Annotated in this window: 18 protein-coding genes and 1 pseudogene; 15 read left to right on the plus strand and 4 right to left on the minus strand. The window is 62.0% G+C overall.

All coding sequences use genetic code 11. The annotated features are described in order from the left end of the window. Positions 1–26: 26 nt before the first annotated feature. From VLA65_RS17035 to VLA65_RS17075, 9 genes are all read left to right on the plus strand, one after another. A complete protein-coding gene (locus VLA65_RS17035) occupies positions 27–932 on the plus strand; it encodes a dihydrodipicolinate synthase family protein (protein ID WP_332603184.1) in 906 nt (301 codons plus the stop codon). Next, positions 932–1,705, plus strand: a complete 774-nt coding sequence (locus VLA65_RS17040) for an SDR family oxidoreductase (RefSeq protein ID WP_332603185.1) — start codon at positions 932–934, stop codon at positions 1,703–1,705. The genes VLA65_RS17035 and VLA65_RS17040 overlap by 1 nt, the downstream gene beginning before the upstream one ends. Before the next feature lie 37 nt (positions 1,706–1,742). Continuing rightward, a complete protein-coding gene (locus VLA65_RS17045) occupies positions 1,743–3,176 on the plus strand; it encodes an aldehyde dehydrogenase family protein (RefSeq protein ID WP_332603186.1) in 1,434 nt (477 codons plus the stop codon). Between the two features lie 741 nt (positions 3,177–3,917). Further along, positions 3,918–4,529, plus strand: coding sequence for a recombinase family protein (locus VLA65_RS17050; protein WP_332603187.1), 612 nt, complete (start codon positions 3,918–3,920; stop codon positions 4,527–4,529). 538 nt (positions 4,530–5,067) lie between these two features. Beyond that, complete coding sequence (locus VLA65_RS17055; RefSeq protein WP_332603188.1) at positions 5,068–6,729, plus strand: amidohydrolase; 1,662 nt, start codon at positions 5,068–5,070, stop codon at positions 6,727–6,729. A 7-nt stretch (positions 6,730–6,736) separates the two neighbouring features. Continuing rightward, positions 6,737–7,819, plus strand: a complete 1,083-nt coding sequence (locus tag VLA65_RS17060; protein WP_332603189.1) for a C45 family peptidase — start codon at positions 6,737–6,739, stop codon at positions 7,817–7,819. Positions 7,820–8,448: 629 nt separating this feature from the next. Beyond that, positions 8,449–9,015 (plus strand): recombinase family protein, encoded by a 567-nt coding sequence (locus VLA65_RS17065; RefSeq protein ID WP_332603190.1) that lies wholly within the window; start codon positions 8,449–8,451, stop codon positions 9,013–9,015. 16 nt (positions 9,016–9,031) lie between these two features. Beyond that, the gene (locus tag VLA65_RS17070; RefSeq protein ID WP_332603191.1) at positions 9,032–10,474 is read left to right on the plus strand and encodes a Mu transposase C-terminal domain-containing protein; all 1,443 of its coding nucleotides are present in this window, start codon (positions 9,032–9,034) and stop codon (positions 10,472–10,474) included. After that, complete coding sequence (locus VLA65_RS17075; protein WP_332603192.1) at positions 10,461–11,387, plus strand: AAA family ATPase; 927 nt, start codon at positions 10,461–10,463, stop codon at positions 11,385–11,387. Before VLA65_RS17070 ends, VLA65_RS17075 begins: the two co-directional genes overlap by 14 nt. Before the next feature lie 325 nt (positions 11,388–11,712). On the opposite strand, the gene VLA65_RS17080 is transcribed toward VLA65_RS17075, so the two are convergent. After that, a complete protein-coding gene (locus VLA65_RS17080) occupies positions 11,713–12,702 on the minus strand; it encodes a LacI family DNA-binding transcriptional regulator (RefSeq protein ID WP_332603193.1) in 990 nt (329 codons plus the stop codon). 200 nt (positions 12,703–12,902) lie between these two features. On the opposite strand from VLA65_RS17080, the gene VLA65_RS17085 reads away from it, so the two are divergent. From VLA65_RS17085 to VLA65_RS17095, 3 genes are read left to right on the plus strand one after another with little or no spacing between them, the layout of a single operon-like run. After that, entirely contained in the window at positions 12,903–13,124 is a 222-nt protein-coding gene (locus VLA65_RS17085) for a hypothetical protein (protein ID WP_332603194.1), read from the plus strand. Beyond that, positions 13,124–14,668 carry a sodium:solute symporter family protein gene (locus tag VLA65_RS17090; RefSeq protein WP_332603195.1) on the plus strand — a complete coding sequence of 515 codons (1,545 nt, stop codon included), beginning with the start codon at positions 13,124–13,126 and terminating at the stop codon, positions 14,666–14,668. The genes VLA65_RS17085 and VLA65_RS17090 overlap by 1 nt, the downstream gene beginning before the upstream one ends. A 53-nt stretch (positions 14,669–14,721) precedes the next feature. Continuing rightward, the gene (locus VLA65_RS17095; RefSeq protein WP_332603196.1) at positions 14,722–16,338 is read left to right on the plus strand and encodes an amidohydrolase; all 1,617 of its coding nucleotides are present in this window, start codon (positions 14,722–14,724) and stop codon (positions 16,336–16,338) included. A 361-nt stretch (positions 16,339–16,699) separates the two neighbouring features. On the opposite strand, the pseudogene VLA65_RS17100 reads toward VLA65_RS17095, so the two are convergent. The 3 genes and pseudogenes from VLA65_RS17100 to VLA65_RS17110 form a co-directional block, all read right to left on the minus strand. Continuing rightward, positions 16,700–17,257 (minus strand): annotated as a pseudogene (locus tag VLA65_RS17100) (IS110 family transposase); the annotation flags it as partial. 430 nt (positions 17,258–17,687) lie between these two features. Further along, on the minus strand, positions 17,688–17,882 hold the full coding sequence (locus VLA65_RS17105) for a hypothetical protein (protein WP_332603197.1): 195 nt from the start codon (positions 17,880–17,882) through the stop codon (positions 17,688–17,690). 249 nt (positions 17,883–18,131) lie between these two features. Next, on the minus strand, positions 18,132–19,103 hold the full coding sequence (locus VLA65_RS17110; RefSeq protein WP_332603198.1) for a LysR family transcriptional regulator: 972 nt from the start codon (positions 19,101–19,103) through the stop codon (positions 18,132–18,134). Positions 19,104–19,398: 295 nt separating this feature from the next. Here VLA65_RS17110 and VLA65_RS17115 point away from each other — a divergent pair, with 295 nt between their 5' ends. The 3 genes from VLA65_RS17115 (at position 19,399) to VLA65_RS17125 (ending at position 23,228) form a co-directional block, all read left to right on the plus strand. Then, positions 19,399–20,301 (plus strand): NAD(P)-dependent oxidoreductase, encoded by a 903-nt coding sequence (locus VLA65_RS17115; protein ID WP_332603199.1) that lies wholly within the window; start codon positions 19,399–19,401, stop codon positions 20,299–20,301. Beyond that, positions 20,298–21,770, plus strand: a complete 1,473-nt coding sequence (locus VLA65_RS17120) for an aldehyde dehydrogenase family protein (protein WP_332603200.1) — start codon at positions 20,298–20,300, stop codon at positions 21,768–21,770. Before VLA65_RS17115 ends, VLA65_RS17120 begins: the two co-directional genes overlap by 4 nt. 162 nt (positions 21,771–21,932) lie before the next feature. Continuing rightward, positions 21,933–23,228 (plus strand): MFS transporter, encoded by a 1,296-nt coding sequence (locus VLA65_RS17125; RefSeq protein ID WP_332603201.1) that lies wholly within the window; start codon positions 21,933–21,935, stop codon positions 23,226–23,228. Positions 23,229–23,230 lie beyond the last annotated feature (2 nt).

The following is a 23,230-nucleotide window of genomic DNA, read 5'->3' on the forward strand; positions in this document are numbered from 1 at the left end:
CGGCTGACTGACTTGAAGGAAAACCCATGAGCAACCAATATCTGGCCCCAGGCGTCTGGGGAGTCATCGCGACACCATTCCTCGACCGCGATCTCGCAGTGGACACGACCAGCCTGGACCATCTGGCCAGACACTACGAAAGCATCGGAGCCACAGGGCTGACGGTTCTGGGTGTATTCGGTGAGGCAGCATCACTAACCCTGTCAGAACGGGCGCTGGTTCTGGAAACTGTCAGCAACGCAACTTCCCTGCCACAGGTGGTCGGGGTGACAGCACTGTCCACGCAGGCTGCTATCGACGAAATCCTCGCCGCGCAGGCCGTCTCTGGCATGCGCTTCGCGGCGGCCATGATCCAGGTCAATTCATCCATCCCAAAAGTGGTCACCGACCACCTTCAGACAATCCGTCGGGACACAGGGGCGGCGATCGTTCTGCAGGACTATCCCGCCGCCACCGGCGTCACCATCAAACCCGCTGACCTGATCGACGTCGTAAAGGCGTGTGACTTCATCGCAGCGGTAAAGGCCGAAAACGCACCCACCAGCGCCGCCATTTCAACCATCAGTCCCCAAATCGAGGCGCCCATATTCGGCGGACTCGGCGGGCAAGGCCTTTTGGACGAATTGCTCGCCGGCGCCGCCGGGGCAATGACCGGTTTCTCCTACCCGGAGGCGCTCATTGCCTGCATACAGGCCTGGCACGAAGAAGGGTACGAGGCGGCGAGAGACGCTCTGCTGCCCTACCTTCCCCTTATCAACTTCGAGCAACAGCCACGCATAGCCCTCGCCATACGCAAGGAATGCCTCCACAATCGAGGCCTCATCAACCGCCCGCACGTCAGACAACCGGCGGCAACCTTCCCGGAAGGGTTGCGCTCGTCCATGCTCAGGCACCTTCAGGAAGTGCCGCAGGTTCAGTTGGAGAGTCACTAATGGATCTGCAGATAAACGGCCGGACCGCATTGGTAGCCGCTTCCACAGGCGGCCTCGGGCTAGCTGTCGCTCGTGCGCTGGCCCTTGACGGGGCAAAGGTGGCAGTCACCGGCCGACGTGCCGACGTCGCCAAGCGCGTTGCTGCGGACCTGCCGAGCGCGATAGGCATCCCAGCAGACCTTCAAACCAACGAAGGCGTTGACACTGCACTGCGCCGAACCCAAGACGAACTGGGCGAGATCGACATTCTCGTGCTCAACGGCCCAGGACCCAAACCTGGGCCCGCAGCGACCCTGTCGTCCGCAGAGATGGCCAATGCCTTCCACAGTCTCGTCGAACCACACCACCACCTTGTCTCACGGATCCTGCCTGGTATGCGCGCACGTAAATGGGGACGCATTCTTGCACTGGGATCCAGCGGTGTAGCCGCACCTCTGCCAAACCTCGCCGTGTCCAACACCGGCCGCGCCGCACTGGCCGCCTACCTCAAGACCCTCGCGGCAGAAGTGGCAGAGGATTCCGTCACTGTGAACATGCTCTTACCCGGACGAATCGCCACTGACCGCGTCGGTGAACTCGATCAAGCGGCAGCGGACCGGACCGGAGTTACCCTCGACGAAATCCAGACAGCGTCCCGCCGCTCCATCCCGGCAGGCCGTTATGGCGACCCCGACGAGTTCGGAGCCGCGGCAGCTTTTCTCTGCAGCGGTCCCGCGTCCTACATCACCGGAGTGGCCTTGCGGTGCGACGGAGGGCTCATCCGAACCCTCTGACCTAGCCTGCCGCCAGCCTTCGAAGAAAAGAGCAACGATGTCCAATCCAGCAATCGCACAACACCTCATCAACGGGCAATGGCTCGGTGAAGCAACCACGAAACGGATGAATCCCGCCCGGCCCGGCGAACTGGCAACCCTTGCCCCCACCGGCGGCCTGAGCACCATCAACGAAGCCATCACCGCTGCCGCAGAGGCACAGCACACATGGTCCGAAACGCCACCGCCCGCACGCGGCGCAATTCTCGCTGCAGCAGCAAACCTCCTCCGGGAGCGCCGGGACACCATCGCCGCTGACCTGGTGCGGGAAGAAGGAAAAACACTTACCGAAGCCACCGGCGAAGTCACCCGCGCTATCGACGTCCTGCGCTTCTTTGGCTCCCTGGGATGGGCACCCACGGGGGAAGTGCTCACCAGTGGCGTTCCCAACACCACAGTGACCACCAGCAGAGAGCCACTCGGAGTCGTGGCACTCATAACCCCCTGGAACTTTCCCCTTGCTATCCCTGCATGGAAAATGGCACCGGCCCTGATCAGCGGAAACACCGTGGTCTTCAAACCCGCCGCCCTTACCCCCATGTCCGCGACACACTTGGCCTCTGCCCTCCACGATGCTGGATTGCCGGCAGGCGTCATGAACCTCGTTCATGGCCGAGGCCGCGAAGTAGGTGACGCCCTCGCCCGCGACCCCCGAATCGCTGCGTTGTCCTTCACCGGCTCAACGGCCGTCGGTCTCAGGCTGCAAGAAACCCTGAACTCCCGCAGGGCACGAGTCCAGCTCGAAATGGGCGGCAACAACGCCGTCCTCGTCCTCGACGACGCTGACCCGCACAAAGCCGCGCAGGTTGTCGCTGGCGGAGCCTTCGGCCTCACCGGACAGGCCTGCACCGCCACCTCCAGGGTCTACGTCACCCCCGGAATCAAGGCACAATTCCTTGACGAGCTCATCACCTTGGCCGGAGAGCGGGTCGTCGGTGACGGCCTCAACCCCGAGACAACCATGGGTGTCGTCGTCGACGAAACCCAACTGCAGCAAAACGTCCAAACTGTTCAGGACGCGATCGGACGAGGTGCAACCGTACTCCACGGAGGGACCGCGGCCGGTGACCTCAGCTTCCCACCCACGATCCTGACCGGACTCCCCCAAACGGATCCGGTCTTCCACGAAGAAACCTTCGGCCCAATCCTCACAGTCCTGGAAGTACCGGACTATGAAACCGGTCTGACACACGTCAATGACTCCCACTACGGCCTCACCGCAGGCATCTGCACCGATAACCTGGGCAAAGCAACAGACTTCGCAAAACGCGCCCAAGTCGGAGTAGTCAAAGTCAACCGTCCTACTGCAGGTCTCGACCTTCACGTACCTTTCGGCGGAGTGAAGGATTCCTCAACAAACACGTTCAGGGAGCAAGGCCATAACGCGGTGGAATTCTTCACGTGGAGTAAGACCACCTATACGGGAGTTTGAATCCTGCAGCACGGAAGACAGCACACTTCTGATTGGATCTGCTCGACCGCGAGCTGTGCAGCCCAAGATATGCCCGCCGAAAACTCTTCGGCGGGCATATCTCTGGATCGGCCAACGCCGCTCGCAACGACCCAAACGCGGCAAAGTGCGAAAACGGCAACCAAAACACCGCCTCTGCAGCGATTGGCGGCCGGCGGCCGCTGTCCTGGCGTAGTGCGCGATTCGGTGATCAATAGCATCGCGGCTGAGCTTCGTGCCGCGGAGGGTCGGAAATGGGTGTGTTGGCATCGCTGTGCTGTTCGGTGATCCAGTCGCGGAGGGCTGTGATGGTGCCCCCTGGTCAGCGGAGAGATCCGGTCTTTGCGCCCTTTGCCGTGGCAAGCCACGTCCGCGCCGGCGCCAGGGTGCACATCAGCGCGGGTGAGTCCGCTGATTTCGGAGATCCAAAGCCCGGTCTGAACGGCGACCAGCAGCAGCGCGTGGCCGCGTCTGCCGGTCCGGGTGGTTGGTCGCAGGCGGTGAGAAGCATCTCGACGGCCACGCCCGATGCGGATGCTGGAGTGAAGAATCCGAGCGTGCGCTCCGGGAAGATATCCTCGACTATCTGTCACAAACACGGTAAAAAGTAGTCCTTTACATGACTTAGAATAAGTTACCGGTTAAGTGACATATATCGATCCCAAACCGTTTTTGAATCACACTGTCACTTAAACGAACATATAAATCACAGAGGAAGTCCCCGTGCTCGTCGGATACATGCGCGTCTCAAAGGCGGACGGCTCCCAGACAACGGACCTGCAGCGCGACGCGCTCGTCGCCGCCGGCATCGATACGGACTCCCTCTACGAAGACAAGGCCTCAGGGAAGAAGGATGACCGGCCTCACCTGGCCGCGTGCCTCAAAGCCCTGCGTCACGGTGACACCCTGGTCGTATGGAAACTCGACCGGCTGGGGCGTGACCTGCGGCATCTGGTCAACATCGTCCATGACCTCACCGAGCGCGGCATCGGGCTGAAGGTCCTCACCGGCCAGGGCGCGGCCATTGACACCACCACCGCCTCCGGGAAACTCGTCTTCGGGATCTTCGCCGCCCTCGCCGAGTTCGAACGCGAATTGATCTCCGAGCGCACCCTCGCCGGTCTCGCCTCCGCCCGGGCCCGCGGACGGAACGGTGGGCGCCCGTACAAGATGACACCGGCGAAACTCCGGCTCGCCATGGCCTCCATGGGCAAGCCCGGAACCAAAGTCAGCGACCTCTGCACCGAACTCGGCATCACCCGCCAGACCCTCTATCGGCACGTGTCTCCGGCGGGCGAACTGCGCCCTGACGGTGAAAAGCTCATTTCCCGGTAGACGCCGAGCAGTGCGATCGCCCCTGAAGCACAACTGCTGACCCGTCCAAAAGGACCTGAGCCCGATGTATCCGTCGGCCTCGCCGCCGAGGCGTGTACTCGTCAAGGTGCCGGCTGGAGGCACCTTGAGTCTCCAAAGCTGGCACCTTCACCTGAAATCGGGGCGATCAGGTCTGGGTAGCAGCGCATTCCAGGCATAGGTTCGCCTGTCATTGACAGGGGGTGTCTCCCTGTTCTATAAATGAATTCTATTCATTTATCTGGTGTCGTGGGACTATTGGCGCTGGAAGCGATCATGCTCTTGCCCCTCCAAGCCCCTCCATGGCGCGGCTGCGTTCAGCAAAATGAATGATCCGGATCCCCGCAACATCTCGGCGTTGTCAAGGGCGGGAGCGGCAACCTGCATCGGTGCCTTCTTTCCCTAATCTTGCCCGTGATGCGTCACCTCGGGGTGCCGTGTCCCTGGAGAGGGTCCCCACCCGCGCCCCTTGTTCTTAATAGTTGGGAGATGAATTGCTATGACATCAGGACCCTCGCAGGTGCCTACACTTTTCCGAAACTGCGAAATATTTACGGCCGGCGCAACTGGACCAGCCCAAGCGATCGTCGTTCACGGTGACCGGCTCGCCTGGGTCGGCGACATCGCTACCGCCGAGCGGATGGCCGGTGACAATCCCAACGTGATCGACTTGGCCGGGGGGTTCGTTGTGCCTGGTTTCATTGACGCCCATACCCATCTGCTGTCGATGGGACAGGCCTTGCAGAAGGTCCACCTGGTCGATGCCGGTGATCTTGACGAGATCCAGCGCAGGCTCGCCCACGCGCGCTGGCACGAGCCGGACGCTGAACGAATCCTCGGCCGGAGCTGGCTTTTCGACCAGGTGCCAGGTGGGAATCCGACTCGGCAAATGATTGACGCCGTCGTATCGGATGTGCCGGTATATTTTGACGCAAACGACCTCCATTCGTGCTGGGTCAATACCGCAGCACTCAGGGAAATGGGCATCACCAAGGATTCACCTGACCCGGTGGGGGGAACGGTCGAGAGAGACCCTGAAACCGGGGAGTCAACGGGGCTGTTGCTTGAGACCGCCGCCTGGAAATATGCGTGGTCCGCGCTTGCAGATCAGGTGAGCGATGCGGAGCGGGACTCCGCCCTGGCCCGCGCCTTTGAGACCTACCTTGCCGCCGGGGTCACAGGTGGCATCGACATGGCACTCACCGCACTGGATCTCGAAGCCCTGAAGCGGGCACTCTCCCGCGGAAACGGTGTACTGCCGATACGCGTCGTCGGGCACTGGTTCATCGAGCGAACGGACTCGGACGACGACAACGTTGGCCAGATTGAACAGGCCATCGCCCTGGCAGCAAGCATCGACTCGCCCTGGTTGCGCGTGGCCGGGATCAAGATCATTGTCGATGGAGTCATCGATGCGTGCACGGCAGCCATGACTGAACCTTTCGCAGATGGGTCACGGCCGGGACCGATCTGGGATCTGGAATCCCTCATCCCGGTCGTGAGCGCCGCGGACGCGGCAGGTCTCCAGATCGCGTTCCACGCAATCGGGGACGAGGCTTCGGACATTGTCCTTTCGGCTCTTGAGCACTCGTACCTGAAGAACGGGCCAAGAGCCCGCCGTCACCGCATCGAGCACCTTGAAGTGGTCAAACCCGGCAACGCCGAGCGGATGGCCCGGCTCGGAATCGTCGCCTCAATGCAACCGGTTCACGCCGATCCCGCGGTTCAGTCAAACTGGGAGGCAATGCTCGGCGATGACAGGGTAGAACGCGGATTCCCATGGACCGAATTCACGGAAAAGGGCGCGAAGCTCGCATTTGGTACCGACGCCCCAACGGCACCGCACTCTGCCCTGCACAATGTGTTCATAGCGTCGACCCGCCGCTCGGCCATCTCGCCGGGCATGCCACCGGGCCGCGGACTGACTGTTGAGCTCGCCGATGCCATCGCGCATGCAAGCCGCGACGCGGCCTGGTCATGCGGTGCCGAATCAGAGCGGGGCCGTTTGGAAACAGGTCTGCTCGCGGATTTCACCGTGATCGACACGAACCCCTTCACGGCCGGGCCTGAATCACTCCTCTCGGCGAGGATCGCACGCACGGTTGTGGGCGGGGAGACGAAGCCCGGCTGGAAGCCAAAACGCGGAGTGATCGAACTCCTTAACTCAAAGATTGCGAGCTAAATTCACGATGAATCAACAGATCGACACCCGACGCGCCCTGATCGAGGTCAACAGCTTCAGCCCCTTTGAGCGGGGCGTGCAACGCAGCACGGCCCTGGGCGGGGGTGTCCTCAGCGGAATCGAGCTCTACCAGCGGCTCTTCCACACTGTCGGGGTCAACATGGACACCGTCCGCGCGGACGCGGAGCGGATTGTCGATGCCGTCGCGGACTGGTCCCCGGATCTGGTGGCCGAAATGAACGGCATCGCCTCCGGTTCCGGCGTGGATTTGTGGCAGATCGCCGCCCTCAATGGCCGGACCGAAATCCTGTCACAGGCGCTCGGCGCCCGGCCGGGCGAGTGCACCACGATTGGCCGCGTGGCCGGCCACGTCTTCGGTGTCCAGACCTGGGACTGGCACGAGGAGATGAATGACCACTGGTACCTCCAGAGCGTCTCGGGCGCCAAGCGGTCCTTCGTCGGGCTCGCCGAGCACGGCATGCTGGGCAAGATCGGCATGAACGACGCCGGCGTGTCCGTGTTCCTGAACATCCTGGGGCATGTCAACGACGAGCCGCGGGGCATCCCTATCCACCTACTGGCGGCCGAGGTCCTGGCGAACGCCTCCTCCGTGGAGGAAGCCACCAGCATCGTGTCTTCGGCCGTGGTCAGCACCTCCAGCGCCCTGACCTTCATGGACGAGCACACCGCTGTCACGGTGGAAATCAGCCCCGGCGTGGTGTCCGTGATCCTGCCGGAGAACGGCACGCTCGCCCACACCAACCACTTCCTGGACAAGGAGTTCGGTGCCGGCGAAAAACCGGGCCTCTACGACCCCGACTCCCAGGACCGGCTGGCCCTGGTGCAGTCCCGCCTGGACCGCTACCCGGCATCCACCGGCGTGGATGACATCCTGCACTTCCTGTACTCCGACCCCGATCAGCCCGGCATCTGCTGTGTCCCCACGCCGGACGCCACGTTCGGCAACCGCTGGGCCACACTGGCAACAGTCACCATGGAAAACCGCAAGTGTGAGATGCGGGTCGCCAACGGATCCCCGATCGACGCCCGTGCACAGGACTGGTACGTGATGACACCACCGGCCAGCTAATGGCCACAAACAACAGACAGGAACGCGGTTGATTTGGATGGGCCTGCCGACCTCCGGCAGGCCCATCATCCGCAGTGCCTGAATAACGCCGAAAGAGGCCGAAAGTATGCGTGAGGCAACGCAACCATTACCAAATTTGGAATCTCTAAGTGTTGACGTCGTGGCCCTTGACCGGGCTTCGATGGACTGCTGCATCAACCTGGCGGTGGAACAGATGATTGAAATTGCTGTCCGGATCGCGACACGCGGCATACTGGTGGCGCGCCTCGACGATGGGCTCTTCCGAGTCGGGCTTAGTGACGCGGTCCCCTTCGGCTATACAGAACAGCGAGACCTCCGTAGCTGATCGTCCGGCACGCGGTGCAGCGACTGGGTGACCAAGGATGCCGCGATACCCCGGACTGCGAAGAGGAGATGTCCTCGCCGGACTGACCTCCGCAATCCCAGTGGTGTCCCGCGTACGGTTCCCCTTCCGGACATGTAGTGGCCGTGCAGACGACTTTGGACATTTCGTGCAGACGACTTCGGAAAATGACACTGGCCGACTCGGCAAACCCGGCGTGTCGTGTTCCATGGGCCGTGTCCGAGAGCTATGTACTCTCAGGCGCGTCCACGATACATTTCTCGGCATGGCGTTGGTCGGATATGCGCGGGTCTCGACCCGGGAGCAGAACCCGGAGGCGCAGACGGACGTCCTGGAGTCGGCCGGATGCGAGAAGATCTTCGTCGAGCACGCCTCCGGGGTGCTCACGCGCCGGCCGGTGCTGGGTGAGGCCCTCGGTTACTTGCGCTCCGGCGACACTCTGGTCGTGGCGAAGCTGGACAGGCTTGGCCGGTCGGTGCGAAACCTGAAGGAGGTCGCTGACACGCTCCAGCGCCGGAACATCGGCCTGAAAGCTCTCTCCCAGGGAATCGATACCACCACCCCCGGAGGGCGGCTGTTTTTCCATATGCTCGCCGCCATCGCAGAGTTCGAGCACGACCTGATCGTGGAGCGCACCCAGGATGGCCTAGCGGCGGCAAGGGCCCGCGGGCGCAAGGGCGGGGGCCGACTCAAGATGAGCCCGACGAAGGCGGCCCAAGCCCGAGCGATGTACGACGCCCGGCAGCACACCGTGGCCCAGATCGCCGAGACATTCGGGGTCTCGCGCGGAACGATCTACCGCCACCTGACCCAGCACGTCGAGCACTCCTGAGGAGAAGGGGGCCGTGATGGCACAGCGCAGTGACCATGAGAAGGCAGAGCTGGTGCACCGGCATCTCGACGGCGTGACGTGGGTGCGGATCGCTGATGCCGCCGGGGTCCCGACACGGACTGTCCAGCGGTGGGCCGCACGGCTGGAAGCAGGCGGGCTAGCCAGACCCGCGCGCAGGGACAAAGGAACTAGACACACCCCGCCCGAACTCATCGAAGCGGTGGAGGCTCTCGCGCTGCAGCGGCCCGTACCGACGGCGGCGTACATTCACCGTCGCGTGGGCGACATCGCCCGGGACCGAGGCCTTGCGGCACCCAGCTACACCACGGTGCGGGCCATCATCCACGGGCTCGATGCGGGCCTGCGCACTCTCGCGGCCGGTGGCGATGCCGCCTACCGTGACAAGTTTGAGCTGGTCTTCCGTCGCACGGCCGCCGCCGCGAACGAGCAATGGCAGATGGACCACACCCTTCTGGACGTGATGATCCTGGACGAGAAGCAGCGGCCTGTCCGCCCGTGGCTGACGGTCGCCCTGGACGATTATTCCCGCGCAGTTGCCGGATACGCTTTGTCGGTCCAGGCGCCCACGGCGGAGCATTCGGCTCTAGCGTTCCATCAGGCGGTCAGCCGCAAGCACGACCCTGTCTGGGTCGTGTCGGGGCTCCCGGACGTGCTATACAGCGACCACGGCTCGGACTTCACCTCGACCCGCCTCGAACAGGTCTGCCTCGACCTGCACATCCGCCTGGTCCATTCCCGCGCCGGAAGGCCGCAGGGACGGGGGAAGATCGAGCGTTTCTACGGGACCTTGACCACCGAGCTCCTGCCCCACCTGCCCGGATTCATCCCCCACGGGACCGGCGGCGCGCCCCTGACCGAGCCTGCGCTGACCATCCGCCAACTGGACGAGACGCTCGGGAGATTCATCGTCCACGAATACAACGAGCGGCCGCATTCTGAGACAGGTACCGCTCCACACGCGCGTTGGCGCGGTACCGGGTTCGTCCCGCGAGGCCCGGCGCACCCCGAGGACATCGACCTGCTCCTGCTCAACGCTGCGACAACAAGACGCGTTCAGCGCGACGGCATCCGATTCGCATCCACCCGCTACATCTCACCGGTACTCGCCGCCTATGTCGGCGAAGACATCACTGTCCGCGACGACCCCCGCGATCTCGGCGAGATCCGTGTGTTCCACGAGAACGCATTCCTGTGCCGAGCCATCGCCCCGGAACGTTCATCCGAAAGCTACACACTCGCCGACCTCCAGACCGCACGCACAGCCCGCGGCCGCGCCTTGAAGAAGCAGCTGCGCGAGCGACGCCGCGTTGCCAGTTCACTGCCCGCCGACACCCGCCACCAGGTCGCTTCAGCACCCCAGGCCGGGCCTCCCCAAGACTCCGGTCCCGCACCGGACGAACCAAGGAAGCACGGGCTGAAGACCTATGCCACCGAATGAGCGCCTCCAACGCCATCCCCGGTCCGTCCTTTTCGAGGAAAACGACGACGGCCGCCGCTTCCTCAACGGCCACTGGGACGAATTCACCGACGCCCCACCTCCGTACCTCAACACGCAGCCGAATTTCGTCACCACTCGGGAACACCGCCGATTCACCGAATTCGCCGACACTGTCCGCACGCACCGCTATATCGGCCTTTGCTACGGCCCGCCTGGAGTCGGCAAGACGCTCTCGGCTCGTCGCTACGCCGGCACGGACGAATGGGAGCAATGGCACCCGCTAAGCAGCGGCAAAGAGGACCTCCCGCCCGTCCCAGGACAAGTGCTGCACAGCAAGACCGCGTTCTTCACCCCCACCGTCTCCGCCACAATCAAACAGATCGACCAAGGCCTGCCACGAGCTTGCCAGCACATCTCCTGGGCGATCGACTACGCCGAACACTGCCACGTCGACCCCTACGTCCACACCGAATCACAACACTGCGGCCGCACCGAACTGCTCATCATCGACGAAGCCGACCGACTCAAGACAGCCGGGCTCGAGCAAGTCCGAGACTTCTACGACCGCCACAGCCTGGGCGTGATCCTCATCGGCATGCCCGGTATAGAGAAGCGGCTCGCCCGCTACCCCCAGCTCTACAGCCGCGTCGGCTTTGCCCACGAATACCGCACACTTCGCAAAGACGAACTCGCCTCTGTAGCCGCCCAACGACTCCCAGCACCCGACCCCGACGACGACGGACTGGCGCACACAGCGGCGATCGCCGCCATCGTCCGCGCCACCACCGGCAACTTCCGGCTCGCCGACCGCCTCATCACCCAAATCAACCGCATCCTCGAGATCAACAACCGCCAGTACCTCACCCCCGAGGCCGTCGACGCCGCCCAAGAAGCGCTGCTCATCGGACACTAACCGACGCGGAAACCGTGACATTTACCGCTGCGGTTCACGGCCGCCTGAGCTTCCCAGATGCGAACGCGGTGTCTTGAAAAGCTTTTGATTAGTAAGACGCCCACCCGCGTTTCCTTTCCGTCCCATTTCGAAGAAAAGAGAACACCTGCAACCGAATCTCCTTCCGTAAGGTGGGAGCTGGCCACGCTCAGTGGCTCTTCGGCCCGGTGTCCAGTTCGCGATCTGAGTGCGTTTGTCGCCATACGCGCCGGCGGAGGGATCCAGCAGAAAGGCGCGCGGGTGAACGATGGTAGCTGCAGGTCCTCGACCCATGCGGGTCCAGGAGTTAGCCGGCGGTCAACGTCGCGCGATGGTTTCGCCGGCCGGTTTCGGATGCCTGGCCTGAAATGATCTCGCGCATAAAATTCACGGCCTCGTGGCCGAACTCCCGAGGACGGAGATCCACGGCGTGAATCAATGGATTCCTTAGCTCAGTGGCCGGGTCCCCTACGAGGGAGCCTAGGTGGAAGTCCTTGCCGAGCCGACGTCCCATGGACTGAAGTACGGGCGCGGCGCGTCCCGCCAGCCCCTGCGCTACAGAGACCAAAGCATCGACGTCATTCTGGTCCGCAATTCCTTGCATGACCGCGGCGAGCTCCTGATCCGTGGGGGTCACGGAGAGGGGAATCACTACAGGCTCAATACCGGAGCCGGAGCACCAGTCAGCATAGGCACGTGATACATCAAAGGTGTAGGACGAGCTGAACTTCTCATCTGATGCAAGGAGCAACGGCCGGCGCCCACCAGCGGCACGAAGTGCCTCAAGCAGGGCCGTTGCCATGCTGTAGTGGTCTATCTCGATCACGGCCAGGGGACGGCTCTGTGTCTCGTCCAATATTCGCCCGACAGTTACCACCGGAAGATCGGAGCCCAATAACGACTCAAGGACAGGATCTCCGTCAAGAGGATCAACGGCAATGAGCCCATCAACCTGAGGTGGCCCTGAGCGTCTTTTGCTGCCTACTCCTCGACCTATCAGCGTCAGGTCAAGATCATGGAGTGCCGACTCGTCCGCCGCCCCAAAAGCGAACTCCATGTAGAAAGACAAATTGCGGACATGACCGGGTATGTACAGGCCCAAAGCGCCAGTTTGGCTGCGGCGCAGCAGGCGCGCTGCCCGGTTGGAGACATATCCCATTCTCTGCGCGACCAAGAGAGTCTTCTGCCGGGTTGCCTCCGAAACGCGGCCCGAACCTATGAGGGCATCCGAGACCGTTGTCTTCGACATCCCGAGCTCACGGGCTATGTCGACTATGGTCACCGCAGACTTTGCCATATGCCCAGTGTAGGCACGTGGGGTAACGCCATCACGCCTCCCTCGCCCACAGGAGTAGAACGTCATCATCCAGGTTTCAATCAGGTGAATTAAGACGAAACCTTGACTGGCAGCGTGATCTGGATCATGATTATTTCAGTTGCCGGAACGTTCCGGCAATCTTCACGGGCTATTCGCCCCAAATCCTGAAGGACAGGCAGATGTCTTTTCCCTTACCTCACAGAGGCCCCAGCCAGTGGACCAAGTGGTCAGCAGCGCTGGTGGCAATCGACGCCACTCTCCTGCTGTTTCCGCCCCTCCACTGGCTGGCAGGATCCAATGGCCCATTGGCGTCCATTGGTTACTTCGTCGGTGCCGGGCTGGCCGTCATGGCATCGCTCTTCCTTATGGTCCGCTTGGACGAGAAGGCGGATGAGCAATAGTGGACATCCTCATCGGATACGGCGGCGTGGCTTTGTTCTTCCTCGTCGTCATCGTCGTTCTTGAGAAGACAAAGCGAAGGGATGCGACCTTCAGCGACTACGCCACCGCTGGACGTTCGTTCGGGTCTTTCTATAGCACTATGGCCTTCGTAAACACGTGGTTGCCTGGGACGATTTTCATTGCCTTCGCCGGTTTGGCTGCCGCGGCAGGTGTCATAGGTTTCTACTTTGTCCCATACTCGCTCCTGGCCGCTGTCTTAATGTTCTGGCTCGCCAAGCCGGTGAACAGGTGGGGCAAACGCTTCGATCTGCGAACGCAGGCTGATCTGATCGGCCTGCGCTACAACTCCAAGGTCGTCCGTGTTACGGCCGCGGCCATCGGCATCATCGCCTCCTTCCCCTGGGTGATACTGGGCATGCAGTCGCTGGGACTTGTATTCACGTATCTTTCATTCGGTGCCATTAGCGGTGTTGCTGCAGTCGTCATCGGCATTCTGCTTATTGGTGTTCGTCAGATCTGGACCGTTCGCTTCGGAATGCGGGGCGTGGTCATCAGCGATATGGTTCAAGGAATTTTTGCCTACTTTATCGGGACGGCTGTGATCCTGGGAATCCTGGTCTGGCTTCTTACCAACGGTCATGGTTTCGGGCAGGTCAGCCCAGGATTCTTCACCATCCCAGGTCCCGGCAGCGCCTTAGGCCCCATGTATCTCATGTCGCTGGTTCTGACCGGCGCGGTTGGTGGCTGGTGCTGGCCCGACATCTTCGTCCGCCTTTTCACCGCACGCAGCACGTCCACCATCAAGCGTTCGGCTGCTCAGGCAGCCCCCATCCTGTTCATCTTCGGAACGGCCCTTACCCTCCTTTCCATCTTGGCATCCTCAGTTCCAGAGGTGGCCGAGGCCCCGGATAATGTCTGGTTCATCACCGCTGGAATCGGGGGCGTCGGCCTGGTGACCGTTGCCGGAATCTGTGTCGTTGCCGCCACCATGGGTAACGTTGGAGCCAACTTGCAGGCACTGGGCACCATGACGGCGAATGACATCATCGGCGTTGCGCGCCATCATCGCGTCACAGACCCCAAAACAGGGAAAATCGCTGTCACTGTGCTCACCATACTCGCGGCGGCCGGAGCCTTCGCAACGTTGAACATTTCTACGGGCCTGATAGTCCTCGCGCTCGTTTCCTATCAAGGCATTTGCCAGCTGGCACCCACACTCTTCTTCGGGATTTTTTGGAAGCGCGGTAACGCCGCAGGTGCCACTGCCGGAATGATCGGCGGCTTTATCACCGCGGCAATTTTAGAAATCCTATATCCGACTTCAATTCCGTGGCTCGGGGGACTCACTTCCGGTGTCGCGGCCCTCATCGTCAACGTGTTGCTCTACGTGGGCTGCGCACTTGCGCTCCCGTCGGCACCTCAAGAACGGGCGCGAGTCGAAGAGCTCTTCGCGCACTTGAACGAAACTGAGACCGCAACCGACACCACCACGACAACTCCAATTGATGAAAAAGAACCGAGCAAAGCAAGGAACGCACGATGAACCATTCGACGCTTTCTGCTCCCGCGCTACCGGAAGCGCGTGGCTTTGGAACAATGAGCGCTGACACTGTCTATCGGGCGGCCCGCGTGGTTACTTTCGATCCCGACAGAGCACAGGCTGAGGCCGTTGCCGTCAAAAACGGCACTATCGTCGCTGTAGGTTCCTTCGCAGGTGTGCGGCTGTGGATCGGCCCGGACACCGAGGTGTTGGATTTCGGCGATGTCGCTATGCTTCCTGGCTTGACAGACGCCCACGTACATCCGATCTGGGGGATCACGGGTATAGCAAAAGGGATAGACCTGACCGGTCTTGACACACTGCACGACGTCACCGCACGCCTGCAAGAAAGCGACCCCATTGGCCCTGAGGAATGGATACTTGGATGGGGACTGGATCCGAACATCTTCAACGGGCCGATGAGTGGCCGCTCATTCAAGGAATCACTGCAAAACCGGCCGGTCTACCTGCGACTCAGGGATGTACATTCCGCAATTGTCAGTCCCCGCGCACTCGAGCTCGCCGGAATAACAGGAGAGGAAACTTTTGCCGACAAGTCATTGGTGGAGCTTGCCGACGACGGCCGGCCCAGTGGACTACTGCTCGAACTCAGCGCCATGGCCCTGATCGAACCATACCTTCCCAGCTTCACCTTCGAAGAAACAACGGCAGCTGTTCTTACACAACTTAAGACAATGGCATCACTCGGACTCACCGGTGGCCATGTCATGGACTTTACGGAGGGCAGCCAGGAAATTCTCGAGGCCATCGAGAGAGCGACCGATCTCCCGGTGCGGCTCAGGTTGTCCCCGATGTGCACGCCGGATATGGACGAAGGCCAATGGAAGAACCTCCTGAATCTCCAGGGCCTTGGCGGAAGGCGTTGGCAGGTAGAGGGCATTAAGTTCATGATTGATGGAACCATTGACAACGGCACAGCATGGCTCGAGGACCCAGACATCCATGGGGAAAACACAGAAGCAATCTGGAAGGATCCAAGCGCATACAGACGTGCGGTCCAATACTTCATCGCCGCGGGGATCCCAACGGCAACGCATGCCATCGGCGACGCTGCCGTGCGTTATGTACTAGATGCCATAGGTGCAGCCGAGCAAAGCGAATCACAGGTCCCCCACAGGATCGAGCACATCGAGACCATACCGGATGACCTCGTCCAAGAGTTCGCCAGGCTCGGCGTCATCGCAAGCATGCAGCCAGTACACGCGACCCACCACACCCGGGCCGATCGAACGGACACATGGTCCGCACGCCTCGGCGAGGAAAGGGCCTCACACGGATGGCGATGCAGAGACCTCCGCGACATAGGAGTCACATTGGCGCTGGGCTCGGACTGGCCCGTCACTCCCGTTGATCCCCGAGCCATGATGGCTGACTCCCAGCTGCGCCGTCCGGTCGAAAAACCGGATATCCAGCCAGTCCAGCCCGAACAGGCTCTCACAGCCCTGATGGCTTACGAGGGTTATACGACCCACGCCGCCAGAGCGGCGGGACATCAGGATTCGGCGGGCAAGATCAAGGTCGGCTATCGCGCCGATTTCACCATCCTCGGCGCCGATCCCCTGCAGCTGACACCCGAACAACAGGCTTCCAACCCTGTCATAGCCACCGTCATAGCCGGACGTCCGCAGTTCATCAATCAGGAGCACCGCTAAGCGTTACCAAAGCCCCAAAACCTGCCGCTAAGCAATTTCCGGGCAGCCGCATACCTGACTGCTGACCTGGATGTTCCCCACGGACTTCCAAGCGCTGCGACCCGACGAAGTAGGCCCTTCTCTGGGGGCCGCTTCGTTTGGTCGAAGCCTGCTGAGCTGTTGATTGACAAACAGCTCAGCAGGCTTAGGCCTGTCAGACCCCTATCCGTCCCGAGCGGACCACCCTGCCGCGATGAGCAAGGACTCGATACGAGGACGGAATCGTCACGAAAGGGTGCCGGCCCATCGAAGTGAATCCGACGGCAAAGACCAGAATCAACGCGCCTGCAGCAAGGTAAGCGGTGGGTGCCCCCAGCTGGTTTTGGGAGACCTCGGCAATCTGGGTTTCGGTCAGTTTTTTGCGGGCGTCCAGACCGAGCTCGTTCACCCGTGCCAGCGCGGTCAGCGCGTTTACCGCCCGGGTGCGGTCGGTGGTCATGGATTCCCGGGAGGTGACCAGGATCCGCAGGGCCGCCCGGACTCCTTCGTTCAGCCGGGGCCGGCGCAGCTGCTGCTCATCCAGGGGCAGGACGGCGGCTCCGATCCGGTGCGCGTCCAACGGATCGGACTTGCCTACCCCGTGATGGGCCCGGGCATCCATCCGTGCGGCTTCGGAGACCTCGTAACCGGCAGCGCCGACAGCGCCGGTCAGCAACGCCCCGTATGAGGCAGCGCCCTCGATCACCCACAGGGTCGCCAGGTCAGCGCCGGTAAGCCGCGCAGCCCAGGCGATGGCCCGGTTGATCCCGGCGCTGGTAGTGGGGAATTCCCGGGTCTGGAGCAGTGCCCCGGTGGCGGCGGCGATGATGGCGTAGACATGGCTTTTGGCGTGGGTGTCGACCCCGACGACAAACGGGCGGGAATGAGCAACGATAGACATAGCGGTTCTGGCACTCTCCTCTATTCACGGATATGGTCAGGGCCGCGCACGGCCGGTACCAGTCCGGGTAGAGGTCACTTCGGAACAACACTGTGACGAGCCACGCCCCCAGTCATTCGAGGCGGGCAACCTTCTGATCAAGTTACCGAGGTGGGCCGGGCAGGTACCGGCCGCCTACTCCATGGACGGACAAGTCACCAGAAGGGCACCCAGGGGGCCATGTGTTTGATGAGTCACGACCACAGGGCAAACGGCCGGTACCTACTCTGCCAGCCAGTCCCGGACCAGCCACCACAATCCTCATAGTGTTTGAGCCGGTAGCTGGAGCCTTTGAGAGTGACGACTTCGGCGTGGTTTCGACAAGGACAAAATCGACGACATCGACTTTGACGCGCTCCGAAGCGGCACCTCCTCAGAGGCGTATTCGTGTTCAGGCCTCGTCGGCGAGCCCCGCCGCCCAGTCCACCAGGTAGGCGAGGAGAGGAGCAGCGCTGTCGACGTCGAGCTGGCGCGGATCGGCGCCGAACACGCCGTGCAGCGGGTGATCGGGGCGGTGGCGGTCCTGACCGTACGGGTCTTCGCCTGCAGGGGCCGGGTGGGCGGCGGCGTCAGGGAGAGCGCTCACGTTCACGAGCTCAGGCGACAGCGCGTGCAGCAACAGCGACTCGAAACGGCCGGCGTGATCCGGCGTCACCGGTGGCGTCGGCGCCTGGCCGAGCGTGCGTGCGACGGCGCGAAGCGGAGCATCCCTGGCGTTCCACTTCTTGGCGACCCGCGTGATCAGTCCGCACTGCTCGTCGGCGAAGTGCCTGCTGAGGATGACGGCGCGGTGTACAAAAGGCTACTCCGCCAATTGCCTATCGAACGGCGTCTTTCAGTTCGCAGTTGAGTCCGGATCAAATGGATGTTCCGTCGATTGGGAATCGGCGAAGCCTTGGAGTCCGGGTTGGACGCGGCGTGCGTACGAGGATCGCATGGCGCGGAAGCATTCGAGTATTGCCGGGTGATTGGCGCGGCCCTTGAGGGTGGCGAAGAGCACTTCGCGCCTTAGTGCGAGGTCCAGGGGTCTGACGACGAGTCCGGTGTGGCGGCCAATGAGGGCCAGGCCGGGGAGGACGGAGATGGCCAAGCCCGCGCGGAGCATCTGCAGCACTGTCGTGGTGTCTTTGCAGTCGCAGGTGATGTTGGGCCGAAAACCCTCCGCAAGGCACGCGTCGACGATCGACGTGTGGTAGATCCGCGCGGACCTATTGAGCGCCCAGTCTTCGCTCGCCAAGTGCGCCAAAGGCACAGTGTCGAGTTTCCGGTAAGGGTGTTGCTCGGACATGACCACGTAAAAGTCGTCCGCGAACAAGGGCTGATAAAAAACTGCTTCGTTGCGGGGATCCTGATCGGAAAGGTTGTCCAATATCGCAACATCCGCACGTTTGGCCATGAGGTCAATGATGGCTTCAGCCGGCTCGTGTTCGACCATGTGGACCTTCAGCCGTGAGTGGGACCCACGTAGCAGAGCCATTGCCGTCGGCAGCACCGTGGCCGAGAACGACGGAAAAGCGGAGATCCTGATGTCGCCTGAGATTGAGTTCTTCGTGACCGCAATTTCTGCATCAATGCGCTCAAGCGACTCAAAGACTTCATGGCTTTGTTCAACGAGCCGGATACCTGCTCCGGTCAGCCGCACAGTGCGCCCGGCCCGTTCGACCAAGACGAGCCCGGTGTCCTTTTCCAACTGGGAAAGCTGCTGAGAGACTGCCGGTCGCGTCAGCCCCATCGAGTCGGCCACTGCGGAAATCGTCCCCAGGAACGAGAGCTCCCTCAGGAGCCGAAGCCTCTGAACATTAATCACTCGGGGACCTCCCACGGGACAAGCGTCAGGAAAAGTAACGGAAGGCGCTCCGTCTTCCACTTTCATCTTACGCATTTCTCGTCAGGCGATCGTCACCGCCGGAGCTGTTTCTGACGGAACCCCTGGCATCGTTAGGAAAGCTTTTCTTTCGGTTGATGCAATTAAAAGAAACTTGTGCCGTCGTTTAGGGTTCCCTAGTCTTTTTCTAACACCAGGCGGTGTGATCTGAATCAAACGACCGAGATACGCCTCACAACTGCGCCTGTGTTCATCTCTACAGAAGGACAACCACAACATGGCCACACTTTCATTTATCGGCGTAGGCCGGATGGGATCCGGCATGGCGGCGAGGCTCCTCGGCGCTGGCCACACCGTCCAGATCTTCGATCCCAACACCGAAGCTGTTGACGCCCTGGTCCAGCAAGGGGCAATTGCCGCCTCGTCGCCGGCCAAGGCCGCACAAGGCGCGGAAGCTGTCTTCACCAGCGTGCCTAATCCAGCCATCCTCCGGGATGCCGTTGAGGGACCTGACGGGGTGCTGGCCGGCGCCGCTTCCGGCGTGACCATTGTCGATTTCAGCACCGTCGATCCCGAGACCGCACGCACTCTCGCAGCGATCGTCGAAGCCTGGGGCGGCCACTTCCTGGACGCCCCCGTCAGCGGCGGAGTCGCCGGCGCGGCTTCGGGAACCCTCTTGACTATGGTCGGGGCCAGCGACGAAGACCTGGCAAAGGTCCGCCCATACCTGGAGAAAATCGCCACGCGCATTGTCCACTGTGGTCCTGTGGGATCCGGGCAGCTGACAAAGCTCAGCCACAACATGCTGGTGGCTATCAACACCGTTGCGGCCGGTGAGGTACTGGCGGCCGCGGTCAAGGCCGGAGGCGACCTGGAAACGCTCACCGAGGTGTTCGAAGCCGGCCTTGCCGGCAGCAAGATGCTGGACCACTTCGGCAAGACGCTCTTCACCGAGGAACGGCCGCCGCTGTTCGCCCTTGACCTGATGCACAAGGACATCAGCCTGTGCCTGAAGGAATTTGGACAGTTTCCGATGCCTCTGAGCCAACTCGTCATGCAGACGTATAACGCAGCACGCGCCAAGGGCCTGGGCGGACAGGATTCAACTGGCGTCAACGAAATCTACGAAGAGCTGTTCGGCCTGCAGCTGATTGCAAAAACCAAGGAGAACCAAGCATGAACCCCCAGAGGACCCTCGTGCTTCCCAGCAAGGGCTCAACAGGGCTTCTGATCGACGGCCAGTGGATCGATCCTAAAGACGGCGGGACACTGGACATCCAAAACCCCAGTAACCGGAGCACCGTTGCCACCGTCGGCCGCAGCACTGCAGCCGACGTTGACCGTGCTGTCGCGTCTGCTGCAGAGGCCTTCAAGTCCTGGCGCCTGTTGGCCGCCCGTGAACGGGGCGCGTTCCTTACCCGCCTTGGCAACGCCGTCGCCGACAACGCCGAAGACATCGCCCGACTCCTTGCCGCCGAGACCGGAAACGCGATCCGCACGCAGTCCCGCGGTGAAGTGGCTTCCACCGTCGAAGTGCTCCGTTACTACGGCGGTGTCGCCTCGGAACAGAAGGGCGAGACCCTGCCCCTTGGCCAGGGACTCTTCAGCTACTCCACCCGTGACCCGCTCGGTGTGGTTGCAGCGATCATTCCGTGGAACTCCCCGCTCGTGCTCGGCGCCGTGAAAATCGGCATGGCGCTGGCAACGGGCAACACGTTGATCCTCAAGCCCGCCGAGGACGCACCTCTGGCCGTTATCCGCGTCTGCGAACTCGCCGCCGAAATCCTGCCTCCCGGTGTTCTTAACGTCGTCACGGGACGTGGATCCGACGCCGGAGCAGCCCTGGCCCAGCACCCGGACGTCGCCAAAGTCTCGTTCACCGGCTCAAGCGAGGTCGGCCGTGGCGTCCTGCACGCAGTGGCAGACCGCATCGGTCACGCGACCCTGGAACTTGGGGGAAAGAGCCCGGCTATCGTGTTCCCGGACAGCAACAATGAGGAAACGGCCAAGAACATTGTTGCCGCGATGCGTTTTGCCCGTCAGGGCCAGTCCTGCACCGCAGGTTCCCGGCTCTTCGTCCACGCCGACATCTGGGACGACTTCATGCCCAAGGTCATCGCGGCCGTAGAAGAACTCGTCATCGGTGACGCCCTCGACGAGGCTACCGACATGGGCGCCGTCATCAACACCACCAGGTACCAGGAGATTTCCGATTTCGTTTCGGAGGCGGAAAAGCAGGGTGCGCAATTCCTGACCGGCGGCCCCTCGGCGACTCTGGACGATGAGACGCCACTGCGCCTGGAGCCCACCGTCATCGCCGGCGTGGACAACAACTGGCGGATCGCCCGTGAAGAAGTCTTCGGCCCCGTACTTGTCGCTATTCCGTGGCAGAGCGAAGCCGAAGTGACCTCATGGGCCAACGACACCCACTACGGACTCGCGGCTTACGTCTTTACCCAGGACCTCAACACCGCTCTCCGGATGGCCGAAAACGTAGACGCCGGGTGGGTTCAAATCAACCGTGCCGGCGGCCAGCTACCTGGCATGTCCTACGGCGGCCGCAAACAGAGCGGCATCGGCGCCGAGTATTCCATCGAAGGGGCACTCGAAAGCTACACCCAGCGCAAGAGCGTCACCATCGCTCTCTAAAGACCGGCGGGAGAAGGTGCGCAGGACTCCGCGCCCGCCTTCTCCCGCCATCCATCAAGCCACACCGGATGCCCGGTATATACGCCAGGCAACCGTCCTCCCCAGCTTGGTTCCGGAAGCACTCCGGAACCGAAAGGACCCACCATGAGCAGTCAAGGTGTAATGAAACCGGAATCGGTCGACACCAAAAGCAAAGTTTCGGTCAGGGCAGCAGCCAGCTCCTTCATCGGAACCACCATCGAATGGTATGACTACTTCCTCTACGGCACCGCAGCCTCCCTGATCTTCCCCCGGGTCTTTTTCTCAGATCTTGAGCCTGCCGTCGCTACCCTGAGCTCCTTGGCAACCTTCGCTGTGGCGTTCCTGCTGCGTCCGGTCGGCGGCGTCGTCATCGGGCACTTCGGGGACAAACTCGGACGCAAGAAGATGCTCATCCTGACGCTGATGGTCATGGGCGTCTGCACTGGCTTCATCGGACTCATACCGCCGGAACAGACCATCGGCATATGGGCTCCCGTAATTCTGATCGTTCTGCGGGTCTTCCAGGGTTTCGCCCTCGGTGGCGAGTGGGGCGGAGCTGCCCTCATGTCTGTCGAGCACGCACCTGCCGGGCGGCGCGGCCTCTTCGGGGCAACGATGCAAATGGGCGTCCCCGCAGGTCTGCTCCTCTCCACGGGTGCCTTCGCAGTGGTCTCAGCCATGCCCGATGAAGCTTTCTTCAGCTGGGGCTGGCGCATCCCGTTCCTGGCAAGCTTCATCCTCCTGGGCATAGGCATGTACATCCGCCTTGCCGTGACGGAATCCGATGCCTTCAAGAAGGTCAAGGAAGAAGGCCACATCGCCAAACTTCCGATCCGCGACGTGTTGGCTAACGACAAGCGCCGCACACTCAACCTCGTTTTTCTTCAGAGCGCAGCAAATGTCGGCTACTTCCTGATCACCGTTTACTCACTGGTCTACGTGACCGAAACCCTGCACCTGCCGCGCACCTGGGCCGTGACCGGCGTACTGATGGGCGCGGCCGTGGACCTCTGCCTCCAGCCGGTCTTCGGTTGGCTCTCGGACCGCTTCGGCCGGAAAAAGGTCTACGGGGCCGGATCGCTGTTCCTCGGCCTCTACGCCTTCCCCTTCTTCTGGCTCCTGGAATCCGCATCTGAGCCCCTCGTCTGGCTCGCACTCATCCTCGGCCTGGGCATTGGACACGCGTCCACCGGTTCCCTGCACGCAGTTATTTACGCTGAGCAGTACCCGGCGCGTTACCGCTACACCGGTTCCTCCTTGGCGTACCAGCTCTCGGGAATCATCTCCAGCGCACCCACACCGCTGGTTGCTGCTTGGTTGGTCAGCACAACAGGGCAGTCCAAGCTCGTCGCCGTATACGTCATTATCGCCGCAGCTGTCAGCCTGACGTGCACCTTCCTCCTCAAAGAAACCTACAAGAGCCGGATCGACCTGTAGCC

The sequence above is a fragment of the Arthrobacter sp. S2(2024) genome (assembly GCF_036662515.1).
In the GTDB taxonomy this organism is placed as follows: Bacteria; Actinomycetota; Actinomycetes; order Actinomycetales; family Micrococcaceae; genus Arthrobacter.